Raw genomic sequence first — 22,534 nt, forward strand, 5'->3', positions numbered from 1 at the left:
CCGACGCTAGGCGTTCCGGTCCGCGGAACCGGGGTCCCCCTGCGACCCGCCGGACACCGCCGGACTGGCATGCTGAGTGAACACCGCGGCGAGGGCCTCGCGGACGGTGTCCCGCAGCCAGGCGTGCGCGCGGTCGTCGTCGTAGCGCTGGTGCCACGCCATGATCACCCGGTTCGGCGGGAGGGCGAGCGGCAGCGGCCGCAGCTCGAGCTCGCCGGCACCGGCCGCGTGCCGGGGCAGCGTCACGAGCAGGTCGGTCCGGCGGGCCACCTCGAGGGCCGGCGCCACCGACGGCAGCGAGGCGACGACCGTCCGGCGCAGGCCGCGGGCGGCGAGGGCGTCGTCGACCGGGTCGCGCAGCCGGCCCCGCCGGGAGACCAGGACGTGGCCGGCCGCCGCGTAGGCGTCCACGGTCAGCACCGGCGGCAGGTCACGACCGGCCACCGCCCACGAGTCGTGCGCGACCACCTCGCCGCGAATCTCCGGCAGGGCCGGCTCGGTGGCGCCGATCTCCAGGTCCACGTGGCCGTGCCGCAGGTCGTGGGTGTCGCCCGGGCCCTCCGCCGGCAGGCTCAGCCGCACGCCCGGGGCCTGCGCACCGACCGCCGCCAGCAGCGGCACCGCCAGCGCCGTGGCCAAGGCGTCGTGGCAGCGGATCGTGAAGGTGCGCGTGAGGGTGCCCAGGTCCAGCGACGCCGCCGGGGACAGCACCCCGCGGGCCTCGGCGACCAGGCGGTGCACCTGCTCCCGTACGGCCAACGCGTACGGCGTGGGAGTCATCGTGCGGCCGGTGCGGACCAGGATCTGGTCGCCGGTCGAGCGCCGGATGCGGCCCAGGGTCCTGCTCATCGCCGGTGGGGACAGGCGTAACCGGTCGGCGGCACCGGCGACGCTCCCCTCCTCCAGCAGCGCGTCGAGGGCGGCGAGCAGGTTCAAATCCAAGTGCATTTCGGTAACTCTAGCCGTACCAAAGATGCATTTGCCGTCATACCACCGCGTCCCTAGCGTTGCGGGCATGGATCTCAACCCCGTGATCGCGGCCGTGCAGGCCGCCGGAAAGCCGCTGCTGGACCGCTTCCGTGCCGCCGCCGTGCCGGACACGCTCGCCGGGATCGTCGCGGCGATCGACGCCAACGACGCGGCGTCCCTGGCCATGCTGCGCCCCGCCCTCGAACAGGCGCGGCCGCAGGCCCGCTGGGCCGAGGACGAGCTTGCCGCGGGCGCGCTCCCGGCCGGCGAGTGGTGGGTCACCGACCCGGTCGAGGGCAACATCAACCACGTGCACGGCACCACCGAGTGGGCGGTGACCGCCACCCTGGTCCGCGACAACCAGCCCGTGCTGACCGCCGTGCACCTGCCCCTGACCGGGCAGACGTACGCCGCCACGGCCGGCGGTGGGGCGACCCTCGACGGCGTACCGCTGCGCGTGTCGGACAAGACCAGCCTCGACGCCGCGCTGGTCGGCACCGGACAGGCCCGGCCCGGCGAGGACCCGGAGGCGCTGCGCCGGATGGGCCGCTCGGTCGCGGCCATGCTCGAGTCCGCGCTCGTGACCCGCGTCTCGGTGCCCGCCACGCTGCCGCTGCTCCAGGTCGCCGCCGGGCGCATGGACGTGTTCTGGCAGCACAGCCGGGTCCGGTCGGGCCTGATGGCCGGCGCGCTGCTCGTGGCCGAGGCGGGCGGGACGGTGACCGGCGGCGACGGCGAGCCGTGGGGGCCGGCCAGCGCGGACTTCGTGGCGGCGGCTCCCGGGGTACACGCGGCCACTCTCGCCGTCCTCGCCGGGACCCGGTGATGCGGATCGCCGTGCTGGGGGCCACCGGGCGGACCGGGCGGCATCTTGTCGCGGCGGCCCGGGCCCGCGGCCACGAGGTGGTTGCGCTGGCCCGGCGGCCCGCGACGGATCAGGTACGCGCCGACGTGACCGAACCCCCCACCGTGCTCGCCGCGCTCCACGGCGTGGACGCGGTCGTCAGCGGTCTCGGCGTCCGCCGCGGCGAGGACCCCCGGACCCTCGTGGCGGGCGCCCGGCTGGTGGCCGCCGCCGAGGTGCCGCGCATCGTGTGGCTGGGCGCGCTGGGCAGCGGCGTCACCGCGGGAGCGTTCCGCCGGCCCACCGGCGCCCTGCTCGCCGCCGTGCTGCGCCACGAGTGGGACGCGAAGGCCGAGGCCGACGCGGCGGTACGGGCCGCCGGCGGCACCGTGGTGCACGCCGGCCGGCTCACCGACGACGGGCGCGAGGGCCGCCTGGTCGCCGCCGATCAGGTGCGCTCGCGGCTCATCCCGCCCACGGCGGCCCGCTCGGGCGTCGCCGCGCTGATGATCGCCGAGGCGGAGGCACCGCGGTACGCCGGTTCGACGGCCGTCACGCTGTTCGGCTGAGCCGGCGCCGGGCCGGGGCGGGCGCCCGTACGCTCGGCCCCGACCCCGGCGGCGACCACGAACGCGATGCCCAGGACCGGCGCCCATCCGGGCCGCTGTCCCAGCACGAGCAGCCCGATGATCAGCGCGAAGGCGGGCTCCAGGCTCATCAGCGTGCCGAACGCCGCCGTGGTGAGCCGGCGCAGCGCGAGGAACTCCAGCACGAACGGCACCACCGGCAGCAGGATCGCCAGGCCCAGCCCGCCGAGCAGCAGCTGCCAGGTGAGCGCGCCGAAGATCGACGGTCCGGCGACCACGGTGGCGACCAGGCCCGCCACCGGCATCGACACCGCCAGCCCGGCGTAGCCCGAGACCCCGTCCCCGACCCGCTGGGTCAGCAGGATGTACGCCGCCCAGCACGCGCCCGCGCCCAGCGCGAAGCCCACCCCGGCGAGATCGACGTCGCCGTGCCAGGGCTCGGTGAGCAGGGCGACGCCCACCGCGGCGAGCGCCGGCCACACCAGCGTGCCCCGGCGGCCGCGCGCGACGGCGACCCCGAGCGGCCCCAGGAACTCCAGGGCGCTGGCCGTGCCGAGCGGCAGCCGGGCGACGGCCGCCATGAACAGCATCGTGACGCCGGCGGTCACCACTCCCAGCGCCACCGCCGCCGGCAGGACGCCGCGGGAGAACGCCCGGGGGCGGGGCCGCACCACCACCAGCAGGATGACGCCGGCCCAGGCCAGGCGCAGCCAGGCGGTGCCGCTCGGCCCCAGCCGGTCGATCAGGCCCACGGACACCGCCAGGCCGAGCTGGACGAGGAGCATCGAGGCGAGGGCCATGGCGGTGCCAGTACGGACGTCGGAGCGCATGTCCCCAGTACACGCCGCACCACCGTTCACGTCCACGTGAGAATCATGGACGAACCGTTCGGCTTTAGCTGACGATAGCGGGATGGAGACCCGCCGCCTGCGCCTGCTGCTCGAACTGTCCCGGCTCGGCTCGATGCGCGAGGTCGCCGACGTGCTGCACCTCACCACCTCCACCGTGTCGCAGCAGCTCGCCGTCCTGGCACGCGAGGCGGGCACGGCGCTGATCGAGCCGGACGGCCGCCGGGTGCGGCTCACCCCGGCCGGCCGGCGCCTCACCGAGCACGCCGTGACCATCCTCGCCGCCGTCGAGGCGGCGCGGCTCGACCTGGCCCCGGACGCCGAGCCGTCCGGCGAGGTCCGGGTGGCCGGCTTCGCGACCGGGGTACGCCGCTCGCTGCTGCCGGTCGCCGCCACCCTCGCCGAGCAGCACCCCCGCGTACGCCTGAGCATCCGCGAACACGAGCCCGCCGAGGCGTTCGCGCTGCTCGCCACGGACGCCGTGGACCTCGCGCTGACCTACGACTACAACCTCGCCCCGGCCGCCCCGGACCCGGCGCTGGAGCTGTTCCCGCTGTGGCGCACCCCGTGGGCGCTCGCCGTGGCCGCGGACGCGCCGGGCACCGGCTTCGCCGACTTCGCCGGCAGCGACTGGATCGTCAACTCCCGGCACACCGCGGACGAGGACGTGGTGCGTACCGTCGCGGCGCTCGAGGGGTGCACACCGCGCATCGCGCACCGGGCGGACAGCCTGGACCTCGTCGAGGACCTCATCGTGGCCGGCCTGGGCGTCGCCCTGCTGCCGGACCGCCGGCCCGCCGCGCCCGGGGTACGCCTGCTCCCCCTGACCGGCACGCCGGTGTGGCTGCGCAGCTACGCCGTGGTCCGCGGCGGGCGCGCCAACTGGCCGCCACTCGCGCTGGTGCTGCGCCTGCTCACCGAGTCTTCCGCCGCAGCTTGAGCGTGCTGTCGGTGCGATGCGCCGGCCGGCCGTCCGGACCGTTCTGCTCCCGGTCGTGCTCCTCGCTCACCAGGACCTCCCACTCCCCCTCGGGCAGGCACAGATCCTCGAGCATCTCGGCAGGGGTGGCGAAATGCACCGGCGGGTGGTCGTGCGCCTGGTGGCCGAAGGGACCGTGGTCGAGGTGGCTCTCGATCAGCAGAATTCCGCCGGGCGCCACCGCCTGCGCCGCCCTGCGCAGGATCGCGCCGCGCGGGAAGTCGCCGTACGAGTGCAGGAACTGGGCGGACACGAGGTCGAACTCGCCGTCGGGAAAGGACTCGTAGAGGTCGTGGCGCTGGAAGTCGACCTTCACACCGGCTTCCTCGGCGTGCCGGGCGGCCCGTTCCAGCGCGACGCCGGAGATGTCCACGCCCGTGACAGTCCAGCCCTGGCGGGCCAGCCAGATCGCGTCGGCGCCCTCACCGCAGCCGAGGTCGAGGGCGCGGGCCGGCGGGAGGCCGGTCACCTCGCGGACCAGGACGACATTCGGGTTGCCGCTCCAGACGCGGTCCGTGCCGGCGTACCGCTCGTCCCACCATGCGTCAGCCATGCGTCAAGAGTGGTCCGCCGGTAGGCCAGGGAGCAACGTTCGTTGCCGGACCGGCAAGTCGTGGCGGTTCAGCCGGCGCGGCGGCGGGCCCGGCGGGCGGCCAGCTCGTCGCCGGCGGCGGGCTGGGCCGGGGTGCCGACCGGCTGCGGGGCCGCGGCCGGCTCGGCGGGAAGGTGCGACAGCGAACCCTGGATCTCCTTGAACGCACCGCCGATGGCGATGCCGAAGACGCCTTGACCACCCTGGAGCAGATCGACGACCTCCTCCGGCGACCGGCACTCGTAGACGGTGGTGCCGTCCGAGATCAGCGTGATGCCCGCCAGGTCGTCGACCCCGCGCGAGCGCAGCGTCTCGATCGCCTTGCGGATGTTCTGCAGCGAGACCCCGGCGTCGAGCAGGCGCTTGACCACCTTGAGGACGACCAGGTCCCGGAACGAGTAGAGGCGCTGGGTCCCCGACCCGGACGCGTCACGGATGCTGGGCACGACGAGGGTGGTCCGGGCCCAGTAGTCGAGCTGGCGGTAGCTGATGCCGACCGCCTGGCACGCGGTGACCCCGCGATACCCGACCTCACCGTCCTCGCCGACGTGAGGACCCTCCTGAGGTTCTGAGTCGTGCACGCGACTACCTCCCCGCTGCGCGGTGCCGCTTCACCTGGACTTCACGAGCCTATAACTCAGCGTGCCGGGAAACAGGGAGGTAATGACGCGACACGCCGCGTACGGGCGACCGGACATGTGGTGACCGTCGATGCAATAACCCCGAAACCGGCCGCTCACGGCACATTCCGGCCCGGTCAGCCGGCGAAGTCCTCCGGGCGCACCTGGTCGAGGAACTCGCGGAACTTCTCGACCTCGTCCTCCTGCTCGTCCGGGATCACGATGCCCGCCTCGGTCAGCACCTGGTCGGCGCACCGGATCGGGGCGCCGACGCGCAGCGCCAGCGCGATCGAGTCGCTCGGCCGGGCCGACACCCGCAGGTCGTCGCCGATCAGCAGGTCGGCGTAGAAGACGTTCTCCTTGAGCTCCGTGATCTCGACGGCCTTCAGCGGCGCCTGCAGCGCCGCGAGAACGTCCCGGAGCAGATCGTGGGTCAGCGGCCGTGCCGGTTTCACACCCTGCTGCTCGTACGCGATGGCGGTCGCCTCCACCGCGCCGATCCAGATCGGCAGGTAACGATCCCCGTCGACCTCCCTGAGCAGGACGATCGGCTGGTTGCTGGGCAGCTCTACCCGAACCCCGACCACGCTCAGCTCGCGCACCGCCCGCCTCCGTGTCGCACGTCGTCGCCGCCCCGTCGGCCACCGCACGAAACGGCGACCGTCAGGCTGTTTCCCGCCCTATCCTGCACGGTACACGGGCGCCCGGGCACAAGCGCCACACGAGGTCCGTGTCCGATCCCACTGCGCATACCCCGCCGGGCGGCACCGAACCGCCCCCGGACGCTGGTCACGGCCGATCCCTCAGGCGAGCGCCGTGACACCGTTCAGCGCTGGGCGTAATGCTGCGGCCGCCGACCACCGGCTCAGCGGCCGAGAGTGTCCCGCAGGCCGGCGCGTACCAGGGCCGCGTGCAGTCGCTGGGACAGCGCCTGCAGCTCGCGGGCCGTCTCCGCGGCCCGGGCCCGGGCGGCCGGGTCCTGCTGGCGGACCAGCGGTGCCAGCAGCTGCGTGAACAGCCCCACCTCCCGGTCCGCGCCGGCGCGGAAGGCCCGCAGGTGGCGCACCTCGAGGCCGTGGCGGGCCAGGCCCACCACCGCCTCCACGATGACCACCGCGTCGTTGTCGTACCAGCCCGGCGGGCGGGAGGTGACCAGGCCGATCTGCTCGAGCTCGGTGAGCAGCTGGTCGCCGATGCCGGTGCGCTCGACCAGGTCGGCGCGCGCCACCCGGGTGTCCGTCTCCGCGGGCGGCTCCGCCTCGGAGCCGACCGCCACCAGCGACGGACGCTGGCGGCTGAGCGGGTCGTCGCCGCGCTCCAGGGCCTCCAGCTGCTCGCGGATGACCCGCAGCGGCAGGTACTGGTCGCGCTGGGCGGTCAGCACGAACCGCAGCCGGGCCACGTCGTTCCACGAGTACTTGCGGTAGCCGGAGGCGGTGCGCTGCGGGTCGACCAGCCCCTCCGCCTCCAGGAACCGGAGCTTGGAGATCGTCGTATCGGGGAACTCCGTGCGCAGCTGGGCCAGCACCTCCCCGATGCTCATCAGCGCGACGTCACGACCCGGGCGCGCGCCCGGGTCGTGTGCGGCCGCCCCCGCCGGGTTCACGCCCCGCCGCCCTCGCCCTCCGGGCGCGGACCGGCGATGAAGACCAGACGGAACTTGCCGATCTGCACCTCGTCGCCGTTGCTCAGGGTCGCGGACTCGACGCGCTCACGGTTCACGTACGTGCCGTTGAGCGAGCCGACATCGCGGACCGTGAAGGTGCCCCCGTCGCGGTGGAACTCGGCGTGCCGGCGCGACACCGTCACGTCGTCGAGGAAGATGTCGCTGTCGGGATGCCGGCCGCTCGTGGTCACGTCGTGGTCCAGCAGGAAGCGCGCGCCCGCGTTGGGACCCCGGCGCACCACCAGCAGGGCCATACCGGGCGGCAGCGAACCGGACATGCGGCTCGGTACCACGTCGGTCTCAGGTCCCTCGAGCACCTCGTCGAGCGCTCCGAGGTTCAGCGTGGACGTGACGTCGAGTGGGGGGAACTCGTCGTCTGGGCGCGTCATGGACCACCTCACGGATCTGTTTCGGTCGCCGCCCGACGACGAAGGGTGAGCGAGCCGGACGTGAGGTCCGGAGCGCAGCGCCCCCCGCCGCCGCTGCCCGGTCCTGCCGGACGTACGACTATCGGTTTCGAAGTAATAACGGTTCTACAGGTGCCCCGCGAGCCTAGTCAGCCCCGAAATAGCGGGCAACCAGACGCGCGGACGTTGCGGGGCTGAGCCGCGGGCGGCGGATCAGCCGTCGGTCAGGGCCTTGTACGCCTCGGCGTCCAGCAGCCCGTCGAGAGCGGCCGGGTCGTCCGGGGCGATCTCCACGAGCCAGCCGGCCGCGTACGGCTCGGCGTTGATCAGCTCGGGCTCGTCGGCCAGCGTCGCATTGCGGGCCACCACGGTGCCCGACACGGGCGCGTAGATCTCCGACACGCTCTTGGTCGACTCGATCTCGCCGAGCTGGTCACCGGCCTGCACCGCCGTGCCCTCCTCGGGCAGCTGCACGAAGACGATGTCGCCGAGCGCGTCCTGCGCGAAGTGGGTGATGCCCACCCGCACGGGGCCGGTGCCGTCGCCGGACACCCACTCGTGCTCGGCCGTGTAGCGCAGATCCTCGGGAATCACACATTCCTCCGTTGAGAAGCGCGCCCGCTCAGGAGACCGGACGCGCGTACTGCAGGCTGGCGGGCTGGCGCACCGCGGTCACCGCGACCGCAGTGCGCTGTTCCATGGTCACGTTACCGCCGGCCTGGCTCACCGACGCCACCACCCCACCGGGGATCTGCAACGCGGTCTGCATGGTCGACGGCACCCCGATCACCGACACGGTGTAGGGGCCGCTGAGCTGCTTGCCGTCGACGATCACCCCGCCGTCGGCGTCGACGAAGTACGAGGACGCGACGATGCGCACGGCGACACCGTTGTTGCCGACGAGCTCCATCACCTCGCCGCCGGCGCCGCGCAGCTCCTGCACGGCGTTGAGGATCGCCGACGCCTTGAGCGGCTGCCCCTTCGGGTCGATGGTGATCTTCAAACCGGGCCCCGTCGCGGGCAACGTGCCGGACAGCAGGCCCAGCTCCTCGGCCCGCTTGTCGGCCTCGGCCAGCGCCGCCTGTCGCCCGGCGACCCCGGAGGTCAGCTGCCGCTGGCTCTCCTCCAGGCCGTTGATCTCCTGCTGCAGGCGCTGGTCCCGGGCCTCGAGGTCGGACAGGATCCGGACCAGGTCCTCCTGCCGGGCCGACGCGAGCCCGGAGTCGGCGTCGTTGCTGCGCAGCTGCACCACCAGGGTGAACCCGAAGAGCGCGAGCAACACCCAGATCAGCGCACCGGCCGACGAGAGCCGCCGCCACGGCGCCGAGACCTTCTCCGGTACGCGCCCAGCCGCCTCACCCGCCTCCTCGGGCGACGGCGCCGCCGGATCACCGGCCGGATCCGGTCCGGCGAGCGCCACGGCGGGCTCCGGAACCGGCTCGGCAGCGGGCGGTTTCCGCAACCTGACCGTCTCCTTGTCGCCGACGTCGACGGGCGCCGTCACGACGGGCGCCGTCACGACCGTGGGCTCGTCGCCGTCGGCCGTCGCATCGTCACGGTCGGCCGTGGCGTCCCCGTCGGCAGGGCTGGGAGCTGCCACGGTCGGCGTCGGAGGCGCCTCCGACGGCGGTGCGGCGTCCGTGGGCGCGGTCAGCCGTACCGTCGGACCGTCGGGCGCGGGCAGCCGGTCCGCCGCCGGCGCCTCCGGGGTCTCGCCCGGTTCGGGGGTCTTCTCGTCGGTCATCGGCCTACGCCCTGAACAGGTGCCGGCGGATGGCCGCCACGTTGCCGAAGATGCGGACCCCGAGGACCACCACGACGCCCGTGGACAGCTGGCTGCCCACGCCGAGCTGGTCACCCAGGTAGACGATCACCGCGGCCACCACCACGTTGGCGATGAACGACACGACGAACTGCTTGTCGTCGAAGATGCCGTCGAGCTTCGCCCGCACCCCGCCGAAGACCGCGTCGAGCGCGGCCACGACCGCGATGGGCAGGTACGGCTGCAGGGCGGGCGGCACCGTCGGGTGGAAGACGATGCCGAGGACGACACCGGCGATCAGGGCGAGTACGGCGATCATCAGCCGCCTTTCGACGGGGTGCGGGACGGGGACGACGACGAGGCAGGCGTCGGGGTGGCCTGCCGCAGGCTGGGCTCGGTGGCGGCGTCGAGCGTCACGCCGTGCACCTCCGCCACGTCGAACGACATGCCGTACTTACTGTTCAGGGCACGGAAGAACTTGCCGGCCGAGCCGTCGCGGAAGTCCTCCACGAGGGAGTCCGGGCCGATCGCCACCACCTGGTACGGCGTGGTCACCGGCCGGAAGTCGACCAGGATCGCCTCGCCGGCCTGCCGGATCGTCGAGGTCGCGGTGAGCCGCTGGCCGTTCACGGCGATCGCCTCGGCGCCGGCCGCCCACAGCGCGTTCGTGGCGAGCTGCAGATCGGTGTCACGGACCCGGGCCTCGTTGCGCCGCTCCCCGGTGACCGGGTCGATCGGGGTGGGACCGTCGCCGACGGTGACCCGGGCGCCCGAGCCGCGCACCGGCGCCAGCCCGGTCTCGGCCTCCAGGTCGCGCAGCCGCGCCACCGCCGCGCCGCCCAGCTGCCGCTCGCGCAGCGCCGCCACCTCGGCCCGCAGCCGGTCGGCGCGCGCCTGCAGCTGCGTGGTGTCCTCGCGACGGCCCTGGACCTGCTCGATGAGGGTGTCACGGGCCCGTGCCCGGGCCGGCTCGTCCGCGACGGTCTGCTGGTAGGCGACCGCCAGCAGGAAGCCGACCCCGGCCAGGGTGAGGGCGCTGACACCGCTGAGCGCCCTGCGGCGGGCGCCCGCGGGGCCCTCGCCGCGGGCCCGGCGGGCGGCGGCCTCGGCGTACCCGGGGTCGAGCGGGTTGCGGAACAGCTCGGTGAGGAAGTCCGGGGTGTACGTCCGGCGCTGAGCGCCGTCGGTGCCGCCGTCGGCCGAGGTCATCCCGCGACAGCCCCGCCCGTGGTGCGGTCGGCGCGCAGCAGCGTCCGGGTCTGCGCCAGGTAGAGGGCGGCGGCGGCCCAGTACAGCCCGAGCGCCCACCAGGCCAGCCCCCAGCCGATCGGCGCGGCGACGCTGTGGGCGGCGGGCACGGCCTCGGCGAGCAGCAGCACCGGGAAGGCGCCGAGCAGCACGAACGTGCCGGTCTTGCCGACATAGTGGACCGGCGGCGGCCCGTACCCGTGCCGGCGCAGCACCAGCAACGCGACGCCGAGCACGGCCTCCCGCAGCAGCAGCGCCGTGGTCAGCCACCACGGCACCACCTCGCGGACGGTGAAGCCGACAAGGGTGGCGAGGATGTAGAGCCGGTCCGCGAACGGGTCGAGCAGCTCCCCGAGCCGGCTCACCGAGTTCAACCGGCGGGCTATGTACCCGTCGACCCAGTCGGTGGTGCCGCCGAGCGCCAGGACGATCACGGCCGCGACGTCCTGCTCGGGTCCGAGCAGCAGGTAGAGGAAGAGCGGTACGCCGAGGAGGCGCACGAAGCTGATCACGTTCGGGATGGTCCAGATGCGGTCGTTCGCGACGAAGGGCGCAGCCTGCTGCGACACGGCGCCCCCTCTCCCTGCGAACCGGCCGCGAACCCCACCCGCGGACGTCACCAGCCCGGCCCGGGTGCCGCACCTGGCCGCCGTTCCCCCCGGAAGGCTGCCGGGCACCCCGGGCCGCTCACTCGCCGAGTCACTATATCCAGCCCCGCCGCACGGCAGATCACGTCACCCACGGCACGCCGTGCAGGCCGTCCTAGGAAGATAGGTCGGTAGCTGGTCAGCGCTTCCCGCGGCGGCTGCGGACGTAGTCGTCCACGACGTACCGGCCCAGCTCGCTCAGGTCCGGGCTGAACACCCGCCCGCCGCTGCGCTTGGCCACCGCGTCCACGAAGCGGCGCAGCCCGGGGTCCTCGCCCAGCATGAACAGGTTGAGGGTGGCCCCGTACCGGGTGAGCTGATCCACCTCCTGGACCGTGAGCCGCACGGTCTCCGGCGTCGTCGGCCAGGTGAAGAACGCCTCGCCGTCGTCCTCCAGGTGGGCCGTCGGCTCGCCGTCGGTGACGACCAGCACCACCGGTTCCGCGCCCGGGTGGCGGCGCAGGTGCCGGCCGGCCAGCTTCAGCGCGTGCTGCAGGTTCGTGCCCTGCACCATGTCCGGCTCGATGCCCGCCAGCTCGCCCTGCGACAGCGGCATCGCGTAGCGGCCGAAGCCCACGATCTGCAGCGAGTCCTGCGGGAACTGCGTGGCCACGAGGTGGGACAGCGCCAGGGCGGTCTGTTTCATCGGGCCCCAGCGGCCGTCCGCGAACATCGAGTACGACAGGTCGACGCAGAGCGCCACCACGGCCGAGGCCCGGCGCTCGGTCTCGGCGACCTCGAAGTCCTCCGGCTCCAGGCGTACGGGCACAGTGGCCGCTCCCCCGCCGGCGCGCCGGCGGACCGCGTTACCGATCGTGCGGACCACGTCGAGGGGCTGCTCGTCGCCGAAGCGCCACCGCCGCGACGAGCCGATGAGGTCGCCGGCGGCGCCCGCGTCACGCAGGTCGTGCTCGCCACGGCGCTTGCCGTTGAGGTCGTCGAAGACGCGGGCCAGCGCCGTACGCCCGAGCCGCCGCAGCGCCTTGGGCGACAGGGTCAGCCCCTCGTCGTCGCGGGTGACCCAGCCCTGCCGGCGCAGCTCACGTTCCAGCTCGCGCAGTCTGCGGACGTCGTCGGCGGCGCCGCGGCCGAGCTGGCGCTCCACCGCCTCCACGTCGACGTCGTCCAGGGTGGCACCGGGATGCTCCTGGCCGAGCTGGTCGAGCAGCTCGTCCAGCTCGCCGATCTCCCCCAGGGCCGCCGCCGCGTCGCCGTAGCCCAGGTCCTCGCCGCCGCGCATCCGTTCGCCGCGGCCCCAGTTGAGGTTCGGCCGCAGCGTCTGCAGGTTCGCGGTGAGCTCCGCGAGCTGGGCGCGCAGCGGGCCGTCGCCGAGCGCCTGGTCCATGAGCCGGGACAGCTCCTCGCGCTGCTGGGGGCTCAGCGAGCGCAGCAGCCGTTCGGCCGCCGCAGCGCGCCGGGCCAGCGAGTCGACCAGCTCCTCGACGTTGGCCGGCTTCTCCGGGAAGAAGTCGCCGTGCTTCTCCATGAACTGCTGGAACGCGTCGTCGGTGTCCTCGCCGCGGGCGTGCCTGCCGAGCAGGTCGTTGAGGTCGCCGATCATCTCCGCGACGCGGGCGTCCCCGGCCGGGTCGCGGCCCTGCAGCGCGTCGCGCATGCCGGCGAAGCGCTGCTCGACGACCTCGCGCCGCAGGCCGTCGAGGATCTGCTGGTAGAGGCCACGGGCCTCGGGGCTGGCCCAGTCGTAGTCGGACAGCTCCTCGACGGCACGCGAGGTCGAGCGCGGCAGGTTGTCCAGCACCGCCTCGTTGAAGCGCGCGTCCATGTCGTCGCGGCCGCGCAGCTCGTCGCGTTCGGCGGCGAGGGCCTGGTCGAGCAGCTGCTGGGCCCGGGTGACCGCGCCGTCGAGGTTGCCCCGGCGCAGCGCCTCGCGGCGCAGCCTGCGAGCCCGGTCCCGCAGGTCGTCCAGGCCCCGGCCCTCCCGGGGGCCGCGGCGGATGAGGTCACGCAGGGCGTCGCGCAGGCTCTCGCCGCCCAGCACCCGCTCGCCGACCTCGTCGACGGCCGCGCGGACGTCGTACGGCGGGGCGAGCGGGTCGGGGCCGTCGCGCCAAGCGCCGTAGCGGAACCGGTTGCCGCTCATGACGGCACTCCGCTTCGCTCCGTGCCGCCATGAGGCACAAGGGGACTGAGCCCAATGGTGCCCTCACTTCGTTCGGTCACGGATCTAGCTCCCGTACAGGGTGCGGCCGTCGTCGGTCAGCTCCTTGGCCAGCCGGCGTGTCAGGTGCAGGCCCTCGAGCGCGAACTCGACGCCCGCGGCGGCCTGGCCGGGGCTGGGCGCGTCGCCGAGGCCGAGCCGGTCGAGCACCTTGGCCAGCCCGGGCACGGTGCCGATCTGGCCGAGCAGCTCCTCGGCCGCGACCAGGTCGCCGGTCTCGATGATCGCGCCCTCGGCGACCAGGTCGGTGAAGCCGGACAGGTCGAGGCCGGCGAGCCGGGCCCGGAAGGTCTCGGCGGTCGCCAGGCGCAGCAGGTGGGCGAGGATCTCGGTCTCCCGGCCCTCCTCGCCGCTGTCGAACTCGACCTTGCCGCGCAGGGTGCTGGTCACCGACACGGTGTCGCAGATGCGGGCGACGGCCTCCCGCTCGCCGCGCAGCCCGGCCCGGCGCAACGCGGACGCGGCGACGGTCTCGGCGGCCGCGATGGCGAACCGGGCGGAGATCCCGGAGCGCTGGTCGACGGCCGGCGACTCGCGCACCGCGCGGGTGTAGCGGGCGAGGACCTCCACGAGGTGGTCGGGCACCGATGCCGCGAGCGCCGCCTCCTGCCGGATCAGCGCCGTCTCCAGCTCGATCTCCAGCGGGTAGTGGGTGCGGATCTCGGCTCCGAAGCGGTCCTTGAGCGGCGTGATGATGCGGCCGCGGTTGGTGTAGTCCTCCGGGTTCGCCGACGCCACCAGCAGCAGGTCCAGCGGGAGCCGCAGCTGATAGCCGCGGACCTGGATGTCGCGCTCCTCGAGGACGTTGAGCAGCGACACCTGGATGCGCTCGGCGAGGTCGGGCAGCTCGTTGACGGCGAAGATGCCCCGGTTGGTACGCGGCACGAGGCCGAAGTGGATGGTGTCGGGGTCACCGAGCGCCCGGCCCTCGGCCACCTTGATCGGGTCGACGTCGCCGATGAGGTCGCCGACGCTGGTGTCCGGGGTGGCGAGCTTCTCGCCGTACCGCTCCGAGCGGTGCAGCCAGGAGATCGGCAGCAGGTCGCCGGTCTCGGCGGCGAGCCGGCGCGAGGCCGGGGTGAGCGGCTGGTACGGGTGTTCGCGCAGCTCCGAGCCGGTGATGTACGGCGTCCACTCGTCGAGCAGGCCGACCAGCCCGCGGATGAGCCGGGTCTTGCCCTGGCCGCGCTCGCCGAGCAGCACCATGTCGTGGCCGGCGAGCAGCGCCCGCTCGACCTCGGGCAGCACGGTGTCGTCGTAGCCGACGATGCCGGGGAACCGCGGCGCGCCGCTGCGCAGGCGGTCGAGGAGGTTATCGCGCAGCTCCTCCTTGACGGTGCGGAACTCGTGCCCGGAGGCGCGCAGCTCGCCGAGGGTGCGCGGAAGATCGGTGGGTGGTGTGGGGACGAGCGGTGTGGAGGCCTCTGTCACTTCGAGAACGCTACCCCGCGCCGGGCACCGATGACCAAGACCAGAGCCGGGCGATTGGCCCTGGTTCCGCGAGCCGGCGCTTGTCACGCTCGGCTCATGACAGATGTCGAGATCCTTCGGTACGCGGCCTTCAGCAGCGATCCGGACGGTGGCAACCCCGCCGGCGTGGTCCTGGACGCGGGCGCCCTGTCCGACGACGAGATGCTGGGGATCGCCGCCGACGTGGGCTACTCCGAGACCGCGTTCGTCACCGAGGACCGCGGGGACGGCGTCCTGCGTGTCCGCTACTTCAGCCCCCTGGCCGAGGTGCCGTTCTGCGGGCACGCCACCGTCGGCACGGCCGTGGCGCTGGCCGACCGGCGCGGGCCGGGCACCTTCGTGTTCGTGACCAACGCCGGCGAGGTCCCCGTGACCGTCGACGAGCACCGGCGCGCCACGCTGACCAGCGTCGGGACCCGGGTGGCGGAGCTGGACGACGCCGGTCTGCGGGAGCTGCTGGCGGCGTTGCGGTGGGCCCCGGAAGACCTGGACGCCGCGCTGCCGCCGCGGGTCGCGTACGCGGGGGCCTATCACCCGATCGTGGCCGTCCGGACCCGCCAGCGCCTCGCCGAGCTCGACTACGACGTGCCGGCGCTCAAGGCGCTCATGGAGCGCCGGGGCTGGACCACCGTGCAGCTGGTGTGGCGCGAGGACGAGCACCGCTTCGACGTGCGCGACCCGTTCCCCGTCGGCGGCGTCTACGAGGACCCGGCGACCGGTGCCGCGGCGGCCGCGCTCGGCGGCTACCTGCGCGACCTGTGGCTCGTCGAGGGCGACGCGGTGGTCGAGCTGTCGCAGGGCGCGGACATGGGCCGCCCGGGGCGTCTCACGGTCACGCTGACGCCCGGGGAGGCCGGGGTACGGGTGAGCGGCACGGCGGTGCCCATCCCGGGCTGAGACGGCGCTAGAGTCGGGTCCCGATGAGCGCCACGATGATCGCCCGGGACCTCGCCGCGGGGCACGGCGACCGAAACCTGTTCAGCGGCCTGGACCTGGTGGTGGCGCCCGGCGACGTGATCGGGCTGGTCGGCGCCAACGGGGCGGGCAAGACGACGCTGCTGCGTACCCTGGCGGGCCTGCTGCCGGTCGAGGCCGGCGCGGTCTCGCTCAGCCCGCCCACCGCCACCGTCGGCTACCTGCCGCAGGAGCGCGAGCAGCGCCCCGGTGAGACGGTCCGCGACCTGCTGGTCCGGCGCACCGGCGTGGGCCCCGCGCAGGCGGCCATGGAGGCCGCCGCGGAGGCGCTGGCCGAGGGGGCGCCGGGCGCGGAGGAGGCGTACGCGGTCGCGCTCGAACGCTGGCTGGACCTGGGCGGCGCCGACCTCGAGGAGCGCGCCGAGCAGGTCACCGGGGAGCTGGGGCTGGCGGTGACGCTGGACCACCCGGCGACCGCGCTGTCCGGCGGGCAGGCGGCCCGGGCGCAGATGGCGTCGCTGCTGCTCAGCCGCTACGACGTGTTCCTGCTGGACGAGCCGACCAACGACCTCGACCTGGACGGGCTGCGCCGGCTGGAGGAGTTCGTCACCGGGCTGCGCGCCGGGGCGGTGCTGGTCAGCCACGACCGCGAGTTCCTGTCCCGCACGGCCACCGCGGTCCTCGAGCTGGACCTGGCCCAGCAGCAGATCCACCTGTACGGCGGCGGCTACGACGCCTACCTGGAGGAGCGCGCGACCCGGCGCCGGCACGCGCGGGAGAGCTACGAGGAGTACGCGGACCGCGTGTCGGCGCTCGAGGAGCGGGCGCGGATGCAGCGCAACTGGATGGAGCACGGGGTCCGCAACGCGCGGCGCAAGGCGAAGGACAACGACAAGATCGGCCGGGGCATGCGGGCCGAGTCGACCGAGAAGCAGGCCGCGAAGGCCCGCCAGACCCAGCGGATGATCGAGCGGCTGGAGGTGGTGGAGGAGCCGCGCAAGGAGTGGGAGCTGCGGATGGAGATCGCCGTCGCGCCGCGCGCCGGCGCCGTCGTGGCCTCGCTGCGCGACGCGGTGGTCCGCCGGGGTGGCTTCACGCTGGGCCCGGTGACGCTGCAGATCGACTGGGCGGACCGGGTGGCGATCACCGGCGCGAACGGGTCGGGCAAGTCGACGCTGCTGGCGGCCCTGCTCGGCCGGTCGCCGCTGGACGAGGGCTCGGCGCACCTGGGTCCGCAGGTCGTGGTCGGCGAGGTCGACCAGGCGCGCGGGCTCTTCCTGGGCGGTGAGCCGCTGCTGGCGGCCTTCGGTGCCGCGGTCCCGGACTTCGCCGACGCCGACGTGCGGACGCTGCTCGCCAAGTTCGGCCTCAAGGCGGCGCACGTGCTGCGGCCCGCCGCCACCCTCTCCCCCGGCGAGCGCACCCGTGCCGCGCTGGCCCTGTTGCAGGCCCGTGGGGTGAACCTGCTGGTCCTGGACGAGCCGACCAACCACCTCGACCTGCCGGCCATCGAGCAGCTCGAGTCCGCCCTCGCGGACTACCCCGGCACCCTGCTGCTGGTCACCCACGACCGCCGGATGCTCGAGGCCGTACGCACCGACCGCCACTTCGAGGTGGCGGACGGCAAGGTCACGGGCTGACCGATACGGGGTTGCTGAGGGCGCTCTCGTTGCCGGAGCGGTCAAGGGCGCTCAGGCAGTAGGTGGCACCGGCCGCCGGTGGCGCGGGATCCACGACCTTCTGGGTGCCGGCCCGGCCGGTGGCCACGAGGTTCGCGACGGCGCCGTCGACCCGGTAGAGCGCCCAGGAGACCGCCTTGCTGCCCCCGCCGGCCTGCCACTCGACGGCCACCGTGCCGTCGCTGCGGCGCGCCGCGGTGGTACGGGGCGCGGTGGGCGGTTCGGCGGGCAGCTTCGCCATGGTCGGCAGCAGCGCGGGGGCAGCGTAGTGCCGGGTGCGGTACCGGGTGACCGCGCCGAGGGGGTCGGCGCGGATCTGTTTCGCGTTGAAGTGCACGCTGCCCTGCACGCCGTACTTGTCGTTGAGGGTCAGCTGGCGCTCGATCTGGTCGGGCTGGCGCCACGGGCCCTTCTCGCCGATGCGGTAGTCGCCCTGGCCGATGTAGAGCTGCACGTCGGTGCCCTTGACCAGCTGCGACCACCACGGCAGCACCTTGGCGTAGTCGGCCTTGTCGAACCCGATGGCCCAGTAGAGCTGCGGCACCACGTAGTCCAGCCAGCCCTCGCGGACCCAGGTGCGGGTGTCGGCGTAGATCGCGTCGTAGCTCTCCAGGCCGTGGCTGTCCGAGCCCGCCGGGTCGGTCTCCTTGTTGCGCCAGATGCCGAACGGGCTGATCCCGAACTTGACCCACGGCTTGAGCTTCTTGATCCGCTCGTTCATCTCGCGGACCAGGGTGTTGACGTTCTGCCGCCGCCACTGGGCGCGGCTCTGCCCCTTGTCCGCGCGCTTGGCGAAGCTCGCGTCGTCGCGGAAGACGTTCCCGCCGCCCTCCGGGTACGGGTAGAAGAAGTCGTCGAAGTGCACCCCGTCGACGTCGTACTTGGCGACGGCCTCCAGCATCGCGTCCTCGACGTACCTGCGGGCGTCCGGGTTGCCCGGGTCGAAGTACAGCCGGGCGCGCTCGCCGTCGGGGTAGGCGATCGCCCAGTCGCGGTGCTTGAGCAGCGGATGGTTGGGCGCGAGCTTCGTGAGGTCCGCGCCGGGCCCGCTGGGGCCGGGCTGGGTGCCGCGGTACGGGTTGAACCAGGCGTGGAACTCCAGGTTCCGGGCGTGCGCCTCGGCCACCATGAACGCCATCGGGTCCCAGCCGGGCGAGCGGCCGTCGCGCTTGCCGGTGAGCCACTCCGACCAGGGCGCGTACGCCGACGGCCAGAACGCGTCGCCGGACGGCCGCACGTGCACGAAGATCGCATTGTGGTGCTGGGCCACGGCGAGGTCCAGCCACCTCAGGTACTCCGCCTTGACCTTGGCCTCGGGCAGGCCGGGCCGGCTGGGCCAGTCGATGTTCATGACCGTGGTGAGCCACATGCCGCGCAGCTCTCGGACGGCCCGCGCCGGCACCGCCCCGCAGCGTCCCGCCGTGCCGTTCGCCGGGACCGCCTGCTGACCGGCGAGGGGCGGCGCCGCGGGCTCCTCGTAGGTGGCCGCCCGGATCAGGCCGACGCCGAGCACGGCGGCCGCGAGCAGGACGGCGGCGACGACCAGGACGAGCCGTACGGGGGGACGGGGCACCCACCCAGTGTGCCCGCTCCTAGGCTCGAGCCATGAACGTGGTCGTGGTGGGCGCCGGTATCGCCGGGTTGTCGTGCGCGCGGGTCCTGGCCGACGCCGGCGTGCCGGTCCGGGTCCTCGAGCGCGGCCGGGTGGTCGGCGGGCGCCTCGCGAGCAGGCGTTACGGCGGCCGGTACGCGGACATCGGCGCCGCGTACCTCGTCGCCGACGACCCGGGCTTCGCTGCCGTCGTCGAGCGGTGGCGGGCCCGGGGTCTCACCCGTCCGTGGACCGACACCTTCGCCGTGCATCCGGGCTCACCCGCCCGCGGTCCGCTGCGCTGGGCGGCGCCGGGCGGCCTGCGCTCCCTCGCCGAGGACCTGGCGGCCGGGCTGGACGTGACGCTGGAGCACGAGATCCAGGCGCTCCCGCGGGAGGCGGACGCCGTGGTGCTGGCCATGCCGGGACCCCAGGCGCTGCGGCTGGGCCCGCCCGCGGCGGTCGCGGACGCCGCCCGGCGGCAGGAGTGGCAGCCGGTGATCACGGCGGTGCTGGCGTACCCGGAACGGGCCTGGGACGACTTCCACGGCGCGTTCGTCAACGACCACCCGGTGCTGGCGACGGTCTGCGACGACGGCGACCGCCGCGGCGACCGTGCACCGGTGCTGGTCGCCCACTCGACCGCCGCGCTGGCACGCGAGCACCTGGCCGACCCGGGCGCCGCCGGGCCGGTCCTGAGCGCGGCGGTGGGCGAGCTCCTGGGGATCGCCGCCCGGCCGGAGGTCCACGTCCACCGCTGGACGTACGCCCAGCCGGCCCCGGTCGCCGGCGACTACGCCACCGACGGGCGGGTGTGGCTGGCCGGGGACGCGTTCGGCAAGCCGCGCGTCCAGACGGCGTGGCTGTCCGGGCGCGCGGTCGCCGAGGCGGTGCTTCAGAGCAGCGAGCGGTAGACCTCGAGGGTGTCCTGGGCGATCGTGGACCAGGAGAACTTCTCGACCGCGCGGCGGCGCCCGGCGAGGCCCATCTGCTCGGCCCGGGCCGGGTCCTCGATCAGCCGGCGCATCGCCGCGGCCAGGTCGGCCACGAACCGCTGCGGGTCGACCGGGGTGCCGGTGCCGTCCGCGACCTGCTCGATCGGGACCAGCAGGCCGGTCTCGCCGTCGGCGACGACCTCCGGGATGCCGCCGGTGGCGGTGGCCACCACGGCGGTCTCGCAGGCCATCGCCTCGAGGTTGACGATGCCCATCGGCTCGTAGATCGAGGGGCAGACGAACACCGTCGCGTGGGTGAGCACCTGGACGACCTCGTGCTTGGGCAGCATCTCCTGGACCCAGATGACGCCACGGGCATCCCGCGCGTTGCGCAGCTGGATCGCGAGGCCCTCCACCTCGGCGGCGATCTCGGGCGTGTCGGGCGCGCCGGCGAGCAGCACGATCTGCGTCTCGGGCGGCAGGTCGTGGCAGGCCCGCATCAGGTACGGCAGGCCCTTCTGGCGCGTGATCCGCCCGACGAACACGACGCTGGGACGGTTCAGGTCGATACCGAGGCGCTCGATGACGTCGGTGCCGCGGTCCGGCGCGTACTGCTCGGTGTCGATGCCGTTGTAGACCACCCGGATCTTGTCGGGGTCCACGCTCGGGTACGCCGTGAGCACGTCACGCTTCATGCCCCCGGAGACGGCGATGACCGCGTCCGCCCCCTCGATCGCCGTCCGCTCGCAGAACGACGAGAGCGCGTAGCCGCCGCCGAGCTGCTCGGCCTTCCACGGGCGCAGCGGCTCCAGGCTGTGCGTGGTGACCACGTGCGGTACGCCGTACAGCAGCTTGGCGGTGTGCCCGGCGAAGTTGGCGTACCAGGTGTGGCTGTGCACGATGTTCGTGCCCTCGGCCCCGGCGGCCATGGCCAGGTCGACGCCCATGGTGCGCAGGGCGGCGTTGGCCCCGGACAGCTCGGCCGGCTCCGGGTACGCGGTGACGCCCGGCTCGTCGCGCTTGGCGCCGAAGCAGTGCACCCGCACGTCGGTGAGCGGGCGCAGGTCCCGGGCGAGGTACTCGACGTGCACTCCGGCGCCGCCGTACACCTCCGGCGGGTACTCCCGGGTGAACAGGTCGACGCGGAGGCTGCCGGTGGCGAGTTTGGAACGCGAGTCGGTCACGTGAGGCAGAATAAGCCTTTCGACTGGCGTGAGCGCGGCAGGAAAGTTAGCGTCACGGTCATGGCTGTCAAGGTGCTCGCGATCGTTCTGGCAGGTGGCGAAGGCAAGCGCCTGATGCCCCTCACTGCGGACCGGGCCAAGCCCGGCGTCCCGTTCGGCGGCATCTACCGCATGATCGACTTCGTCCTCTCGAATCTGGCCAACGGCGGCTTCCTGAAGATCGTCGTGCTGACCCAGTACAAGTCGCACTCGCTCGACCGGCACATCACCAAGACGTGGCGGATGTCGACGCTGCTGGGCAACTACGTGACGCCCGTGCCGGCCCAGCAGCGGCTGGGGCCGCGCTGGTTCGCCGGCTCCGCGGACGCGATCTACCAGAGCCTCAACCTCATCAACGACGAGAAGCCGGACTACGTCATCGTCTTCGGTGCCGACCACATCTACCGCATGGACCCGAAGCAGATGGTCAACGACCACATCGCCTCGGGCGCGTCGGTCACCGTGGCCGGCATCCGCCAGCCGAAGTCGCTGTCCGACCAGTTCGGCGTCATCGACGTGGCCGAGGACGGCAAGCGCATCCGCGCCTTCCGGGAGAAGCCCACGGACGTCGACGGGCTGCCGGACTCGCCCGACGAGATCTACGCGTCGATGGGCAACTACGTCTTCACCACCCGGGCGCTGTGCGAGGCGGTCAGCGCCGACGCGCAGAACGCCGACAGCAAGCACGACATGGGCGGCAACATCATCCCCATGCTGGTGGAGAAGGGCGAGGCGAACGTCTACGACTTCCGCGACAACGAGGTGCCGGGCAGCACCGACCGCGACCGCGGCTACTGGCGGGACGTGGGCACGCTGGACTCGTTCTACGAGGCCCACATGGACCTCATCGCGACCCTGCCGGTCTTCAACCTCTACAACATGGACTGGCCGATCTACACGAACTACGGCTCCTGGCCGCCGGCGAAGTTCGTCCACGGGTACGACGACCGCCAGGGCCGCGCGATCGAGTCGATGATCTCCCCCGGTGTGGTGGTCTCCGGTGCGCTGGTCGAGCGCTCGGTGATCTCCCCCAACGTGCGCGTGAACTCCTGGGCGCACGTCGAGAACTCGGTGATCATGGAGGGCGTGCAGGTCGGCCGCCGCGCGGTCATCCGCAACGCCATCATCGACAAGAACGTGGTCATCCCGGAGGGCGCGCAGATCGGCGTCGACCTCGACCAGGACCGCAAGCGCTACACCGTCAGCGACAGCGGCATCGTGGTGATCGGCAAGGGCCAGCAGGTCGAGCTCTGACCCGGCGAACCGGGCGCGGGGGGGGGGGGGGGGGGGGGGGGGGGCCGGCGCGCGGGGGGGGGGGGGGGGCCCACGACTCACTCGCGGCACCCAGACCCACACCGCCACTGCCCTCTACT

Annotated in this window: 22 protein-coding genes and 1 pseudogene; 7 read left to right on the top strand and 16 right to left on the bottom strand. The window is 73.7% G+C overall.

Annotated features, from left to right (window positions below; genetic code table 11):
* Window positions 1-6 precede the first annotated feature (6 nt).
* A complete protein-coding gene (locus AB0J80_RS22930) occupies window positions 7-948 on the bottom strand; it encodes a LysR family transcriptional regulator (protein ID WP_364708166.1) in 942 nt (313 codons plus the stop codon).
* A gap of 67 nt (window positions 949-1,015) precedes the next feature.
* Here AB0J80_RS22930 and AB0J80_RS22935 point away from each other — a divergent pair, with 67 nt between their 5' ends.
* Together AB0J80_RS22935 and AB0J80_RS22940 are read left to right on the top strand one after the other, a co-directional pair.
* On the top strand, window positions 1,016-1,795 hold the full coding sequence (locus tag AB0J80_RS22935) for an inositol monophosphatase family protein (RefSeq protein WP_364708168.1): 780 nt from the start codon (window positions 1,016-1,018) through the stop codon (window positions 1,793-1,795).
* On the top strand, window positions 1,795-2,382 hold the full coding sequence (locus AB0J80_RS22940; RefSeq protein ID WP_364708171.1) for an NAD(P)H-binding protein: 588 nt from the start codon (window positions 1,795-1,797) through the stop codon (window positions 2,380-2,382). Before AB0J80_RS22935 ends, AB0J80_RS22940 begins: the two co-directional genes overlap by 1 nt.
* A 59-nt stretch (window positions 2,383-2,441) precedes the next feature.
* Here the strand turns inward: AB0J80_RS22940 and AB0J80_RS22945 are convergent.
* Window positions 2,442-3,230 (bottom strand): annotated as a pseudogene (locus AB0J80_RS22945) (EamA family transporter); the annotation flags it as partial.
* Window positions 3,231-3,312: 82 nt separating this feature from the next.
* Between AB0J80_RS22945 and AB0J80_RS22950 the strand changes: the two are divergent.
* Window positions 3,313-4,188, top strand: coding sequence for a LysR substrate-binding domain-containing protein (locus AB0J80_RS22950; RefSeq protein ID WP_364708174.1), 876 nt, complete (start codon window positions 3,313-3,315; stop codon window positions 4,186-4,188).
* Here the strand turns inward: AB0J80_RS22950 and AB0J80_RS22955 are convergent.
* From AB0J80_RS22955 to AB0J80_RS23010, 12 genes are all read right to left on the bottom strand, one after another.
* Window positions 4,163-4,780: a class I SAM-dependent methyltransferase gene (locus AB0J80_RS22955; RefSeq protein WP_364708177.1), complete on the bottom strand. Its 618-nt coding sequence runs from the start codon at window positions 4,778-4,780 to the stop codon at window positions 4,163-4,165. The genes AB0J80_RS22950 and AB0J80_RS22955 overlap by 26 nt on opposite strands.
* A gap of 68 nt (window positions 4,781-4,848) precedes the next feature.
* Window positions 4,849-5,400, bottom strand: a complete 552-nt coding sequence (locus tag AB0J80_RS22960) for a MerR family transcriptional regulator (protein WP_364708181.1) — start codon at window positions 5,398-5,400, stop codon at window positions 4,849-4,851.
* Between the two features lie 176 nt (window positions 5,401-5,576).
* Complete coding sequence (locus tag AB0J80_RS22965; RefSeq protein ID WP_360637853.1) at window positions 5,577-6,041, bottom strand: bifunctional nuclease family protein; 465 nt, start codon at window positions 6,039-6,041, stop codon at window positions 5,577-5,579.
* A 263-nt stretch (window positions 6,042-6,304) separates the two neighbouring features.
* Window positions 6,305-6,982: a MerR family transcriptional regulator gene (locus AB0J80_RS22970; RefSeq protein ID WP_364708184.1), complete on the bottom strand. Its 678-nt coding sequence runs from the start codon at window positions 6,980-6,982 to the stop codon at window positions 6,305-6,307.
* Between the two features lie 59 nt (window positions 6,983-7,041).
* Window positions 7,042-7,494, bottom strand: a complete 453-nt coding sequence (locus AB0J80_RS22975; protein ID WP_067499957.1) for an FHA domain-containing protein — start codon at window positions 7,492-7,494, stop codon at window positions 7,042-7,044.
* Window positions 7,495-7,725: 231 nt separating this feature from the next.
* Window positions 7,726-8,106, bottom strand: a complete 381-nt coding sequence (gene gcvH / locus AB0J80_RS22980) for a glycine cleavage system protein GcvH (protein ID WP_364708187.1) — start codon at window positions 8,104-8,106, stop codon at window positions 7,726-7,728.
* A gap of 28 nt (window positions 8,107-8,134) precedes the next feature.
* Window positions 8,135-9,256, bottom strand: a complete 1,122-nt coding sequence (locus AB0J80_RS22985) for a DUF881 domain-containing protein (RefSeq protein WP_364708190.1) — start codon at window positions 9,254-9,256, stop codon at window positions 8,135-8,137.
* Between the two features lie 4 nt (window positions 9,257-9,260).
* Window positions 9,261-9,593: a DUF1290 domain-containing protein gene (locus tag AB0J80_RS22990; protein ID WP_364708193.1), complete on the bottom strand. Its 333-nt coding sequence runs from the start codon at window positions 9,591-9,593 to the stop codon at window positions 9,261-9,263.
* A complete protein-coding gene (locus AB0J80_RS22995) occupies window positions 9,593-10,483 on the bottom strand; it encodes a DUF881 domain-containing protein (RefSeq protein ID WP_364708196.1) in 891 nt (296 codons plus the stop codon). The genes AB0J80_RS22990 and AB0J80_RS22995 overlap by 1 nt, the downstream gene beginning before the upstream one ends.
* A complete protein-coding gene (locus AB0J80_RS23000; protein WP_364708199.1) occupies window positions 10,480-11,091 on the bottom strand; it encodes a CDP-alcohol phosphatidyltransferase family protein in 612 nt (203 codons plus the stop codon). The genes AB0J80_RS22995 and AB0J80_RS23000 overlap by 4 nt, the downstream gene beginning before the upstream one ends.
* A 217-nt stretch (window positions 11,092-11,308) precedes the next feature.
* On the bottom strand, window positions 11,309-13,270 hold the full coding sequence (locus tag AB0J80_RS23005) for a hypothetical protein (protein ID WP_364708202.1): 1,962 nt from the start codon (window positions 13,268-13,270) through the stop codon (window positions 11,309-11,311).
* Window positions 13,271-13,354: 84 nt separating this feature from the next.
* The gene (locus AB0J80_RS23010; protein ID WP_364708204.1) at window positions 13,355-14,779 is read right to left on the bottom strand and encodes a sigma 54-interacting transcriptional regulator; all 1,425 of its coding nucleotides are present in this window, start codon (window positions 14,777-14,779) and stop codon (window positions 13,355-13,357) included.
* Window positions 14,780-14,875: 96 nt separating this feature from the next.
* Between AB0J80_RS23010 and AB0J80_RS23015 the strand changes: the two genes are divergently transcribed.
* A complete protein-coding gene (locus tag AB0J80_RS23015) occupies window positions 14,876-15,715 on the top strand; it encodes a PhzF family phenazine biosynthesis isomerase (protein WP_364708207.1) in 840 nt (279 codons plus the stop codon).
* Between the two features lie 23 nt (window positions 15,716-15,738).
* Complete coding sequence (locus tag AB0J80_RS23020; RefSeq protein ID WP_364708209.1) at window positions 15,739-17,373, top strand: ABC-F family ATP-binding cassette domain-containing protein; 1,635 nt, start codon at window positions 15,739-15,741, stop codon at window positions 17,371-17,373.
* Here AB0J80_RS23020 and AB0J80_RS23025 read toward each other — a convergent pair.
* Entirely contained in the window at window positions 17,363-18,985 is a 1,623-nt protein-coding gene (locus tag AB0J80_RS23025) for a family 10 glycosylhydrolase (RefSeq protein ID WP_364708212.1), read from the bottom strand. The genes AB0J80_RS23020 and AB0J80_RS23025 overlap by 11 nt on opposite strands.
* A 32-nt stretch (window positions 18,986-19,017) precedes the next feature.
* Here AB0J80_RS23025 and AB0J80_RS23030 point away from each other — a divergent pair, with 32 nt between their 5' ends.
* On the top strand, window positions 19,018-19,917 hold the full coding sequence (locus AB0J80_RS23030) for an FAD-dependent oxidoreductase (protein ID WP_364708214.1): 900 nt from the start codon (window positions 19,018-19,020) through the stop codon (window positions 19,915-19,917).
* On the opposite strand, the gene glgA is transcribed toward AB0J80_RS23030, so the two are convergent.
* Window positions 19,899-21,122: a glycogen synthase gene (gene glgA, locus AB0J80_RS23035; protein WP_364708217.1), complete on the bottom strand. Its 1,224-nt coding sequence runs from the start codon at window positions 21,120-21,122 to the stop codon at window positions 19,899-19,901. The two genes, AB0J80_RS23030 and glgA, sit on opposite strands and share 19 nt — an antisense overlap.
* Window positions 21,123-21,182: 60 nt before the next feature.
* On the opposite strand from glgA, the gene glgC reads away from it, so the two are divergent.
* Window positions 21,183-22,415 (top strand): glucose-1-phosphate adenylyltransferase, encoded by a 1,233-nt coding sequence (gene glgC / locus AB0J80_RS23040; RefSeq protein ID WP_364708219.1) that lies wholly within the window; start codon window positions 21,183-21,185, stop codon window positions 22,413-22,415.
* Window positions 22,416-22,534 lie beyond the last annotated feature (119 nt).

This window comes from Actinoplanes sp. NPDC049548 (assembly GCF_040676695.1).
Lineage (GTDB): Bacteria > Actinomycetota > Actinomycetes > Mycobacteriales > Micromonosporaceae > Actinoplanes.

Coding starts and splice junctions, on each gene's coding strand:
- AB0J80_RS22940 (WP_364708171.1), top strand. CDS start 1,795: ATGCGGATCGCCGTGCTGGGGGCCACCGGGCGGACCGGGCGGCATCTT.
- glgC (WP_364708219.1), top strand. CDS start 21,183: ATGGCTGTCAAGGTGCTCGCGATCGTTCTGGCAGGTGGCGAAGGCAAG.
- AB0J80_RS22975 (WP_067499957.1), bottom strand. CDS start 7,494: ATGACGCGCCCAGACGACGAGTTCCCCCCACTCGACGTCACGTCCACG.
- AB0J80_RS23015 (WP_364708207.1), top strand. CDS start 14,876: ATGACAGATGTCGAGATCCTTCGGTACGCGGCCTTCAGCAGCGATCCG.
- AB0J80_RS22955 (WP_364708177.1), bottom strand. CDS start 4,780: ATGGCTGACGCATGGTGGGACGAGCGGTACGCCGGCACGGACCGCGTC.
- AB0J80_RS22930 (WP_364708166.1), bottom strand. CDS start 948: ATGCACTTGGATTTGAACCTGCTCGCCGCCCTCGACGCGCTGCTGGAG.
- AB0J80_RS22935 (WP_364708168.1), top strand. CDS start 1,016: ATGGATCTCAACCCCGTGATCGCGGCCGTGCAGGCCGCCGGAAAGCCG.
- AB0J80_RS22950 (WP_364708174.1), top strand. CDS start 3,313: ATGGAGACCCGCCGCCTGCGCCTGCTGCTCGAACTGTCCCGGCTCGGC.
- AB0J80_RS23020 (WP_364708209.1), top strand. CDS start 15,739: ATGAGCGCCACGATGATCGCCCGGGACCTCGCCGCGGGGCACGGCGAC.
- AB0J80_RS23005 (WP_364708202.1), bottom strand. CDS start 13,270: ATGAGCGGCAACCGGTTCCGCTACGGCGCTTGGCGCGACGGCCCCGAC.
- AB0J80_RS22985 (WP_364708190.1), bottom strand. CDS start 9,256: ATGACCGACGAGAAGACCCCCGAACCGGGCGAGACCCCGGAGGCGCCG.
- AB0J80_RS23030 (WP_364708214.1), top strand. CDS start 19,018: ATGAACGTGGTCGTGGTGGGCGCCGGTATCGCCGGGTTGTCGTGCGCG.
- AB0J80_RS22995 (WP_364708196.1), bottom strand. CDS start 10,483: ATGACCTCGGCCGACGGCGGCACCGACGGCGCTCAGCGCCGGACGTAC.
- AB0J80_RS22970 (WP_364708184.1), bottom strand. CDS start 6,982: ATGAGCATCGGGGAGGTGCTGGCCCAGCTGCGCACGGAGTTCCCCGAT.
- AB0J80_RS22990 (WP_364708193.1), bottom strand. CDS start 9,593: ATGATCGCCGTACTCGCCCTGATCGCCGGTGTCGTCCTCGGCATCGTC.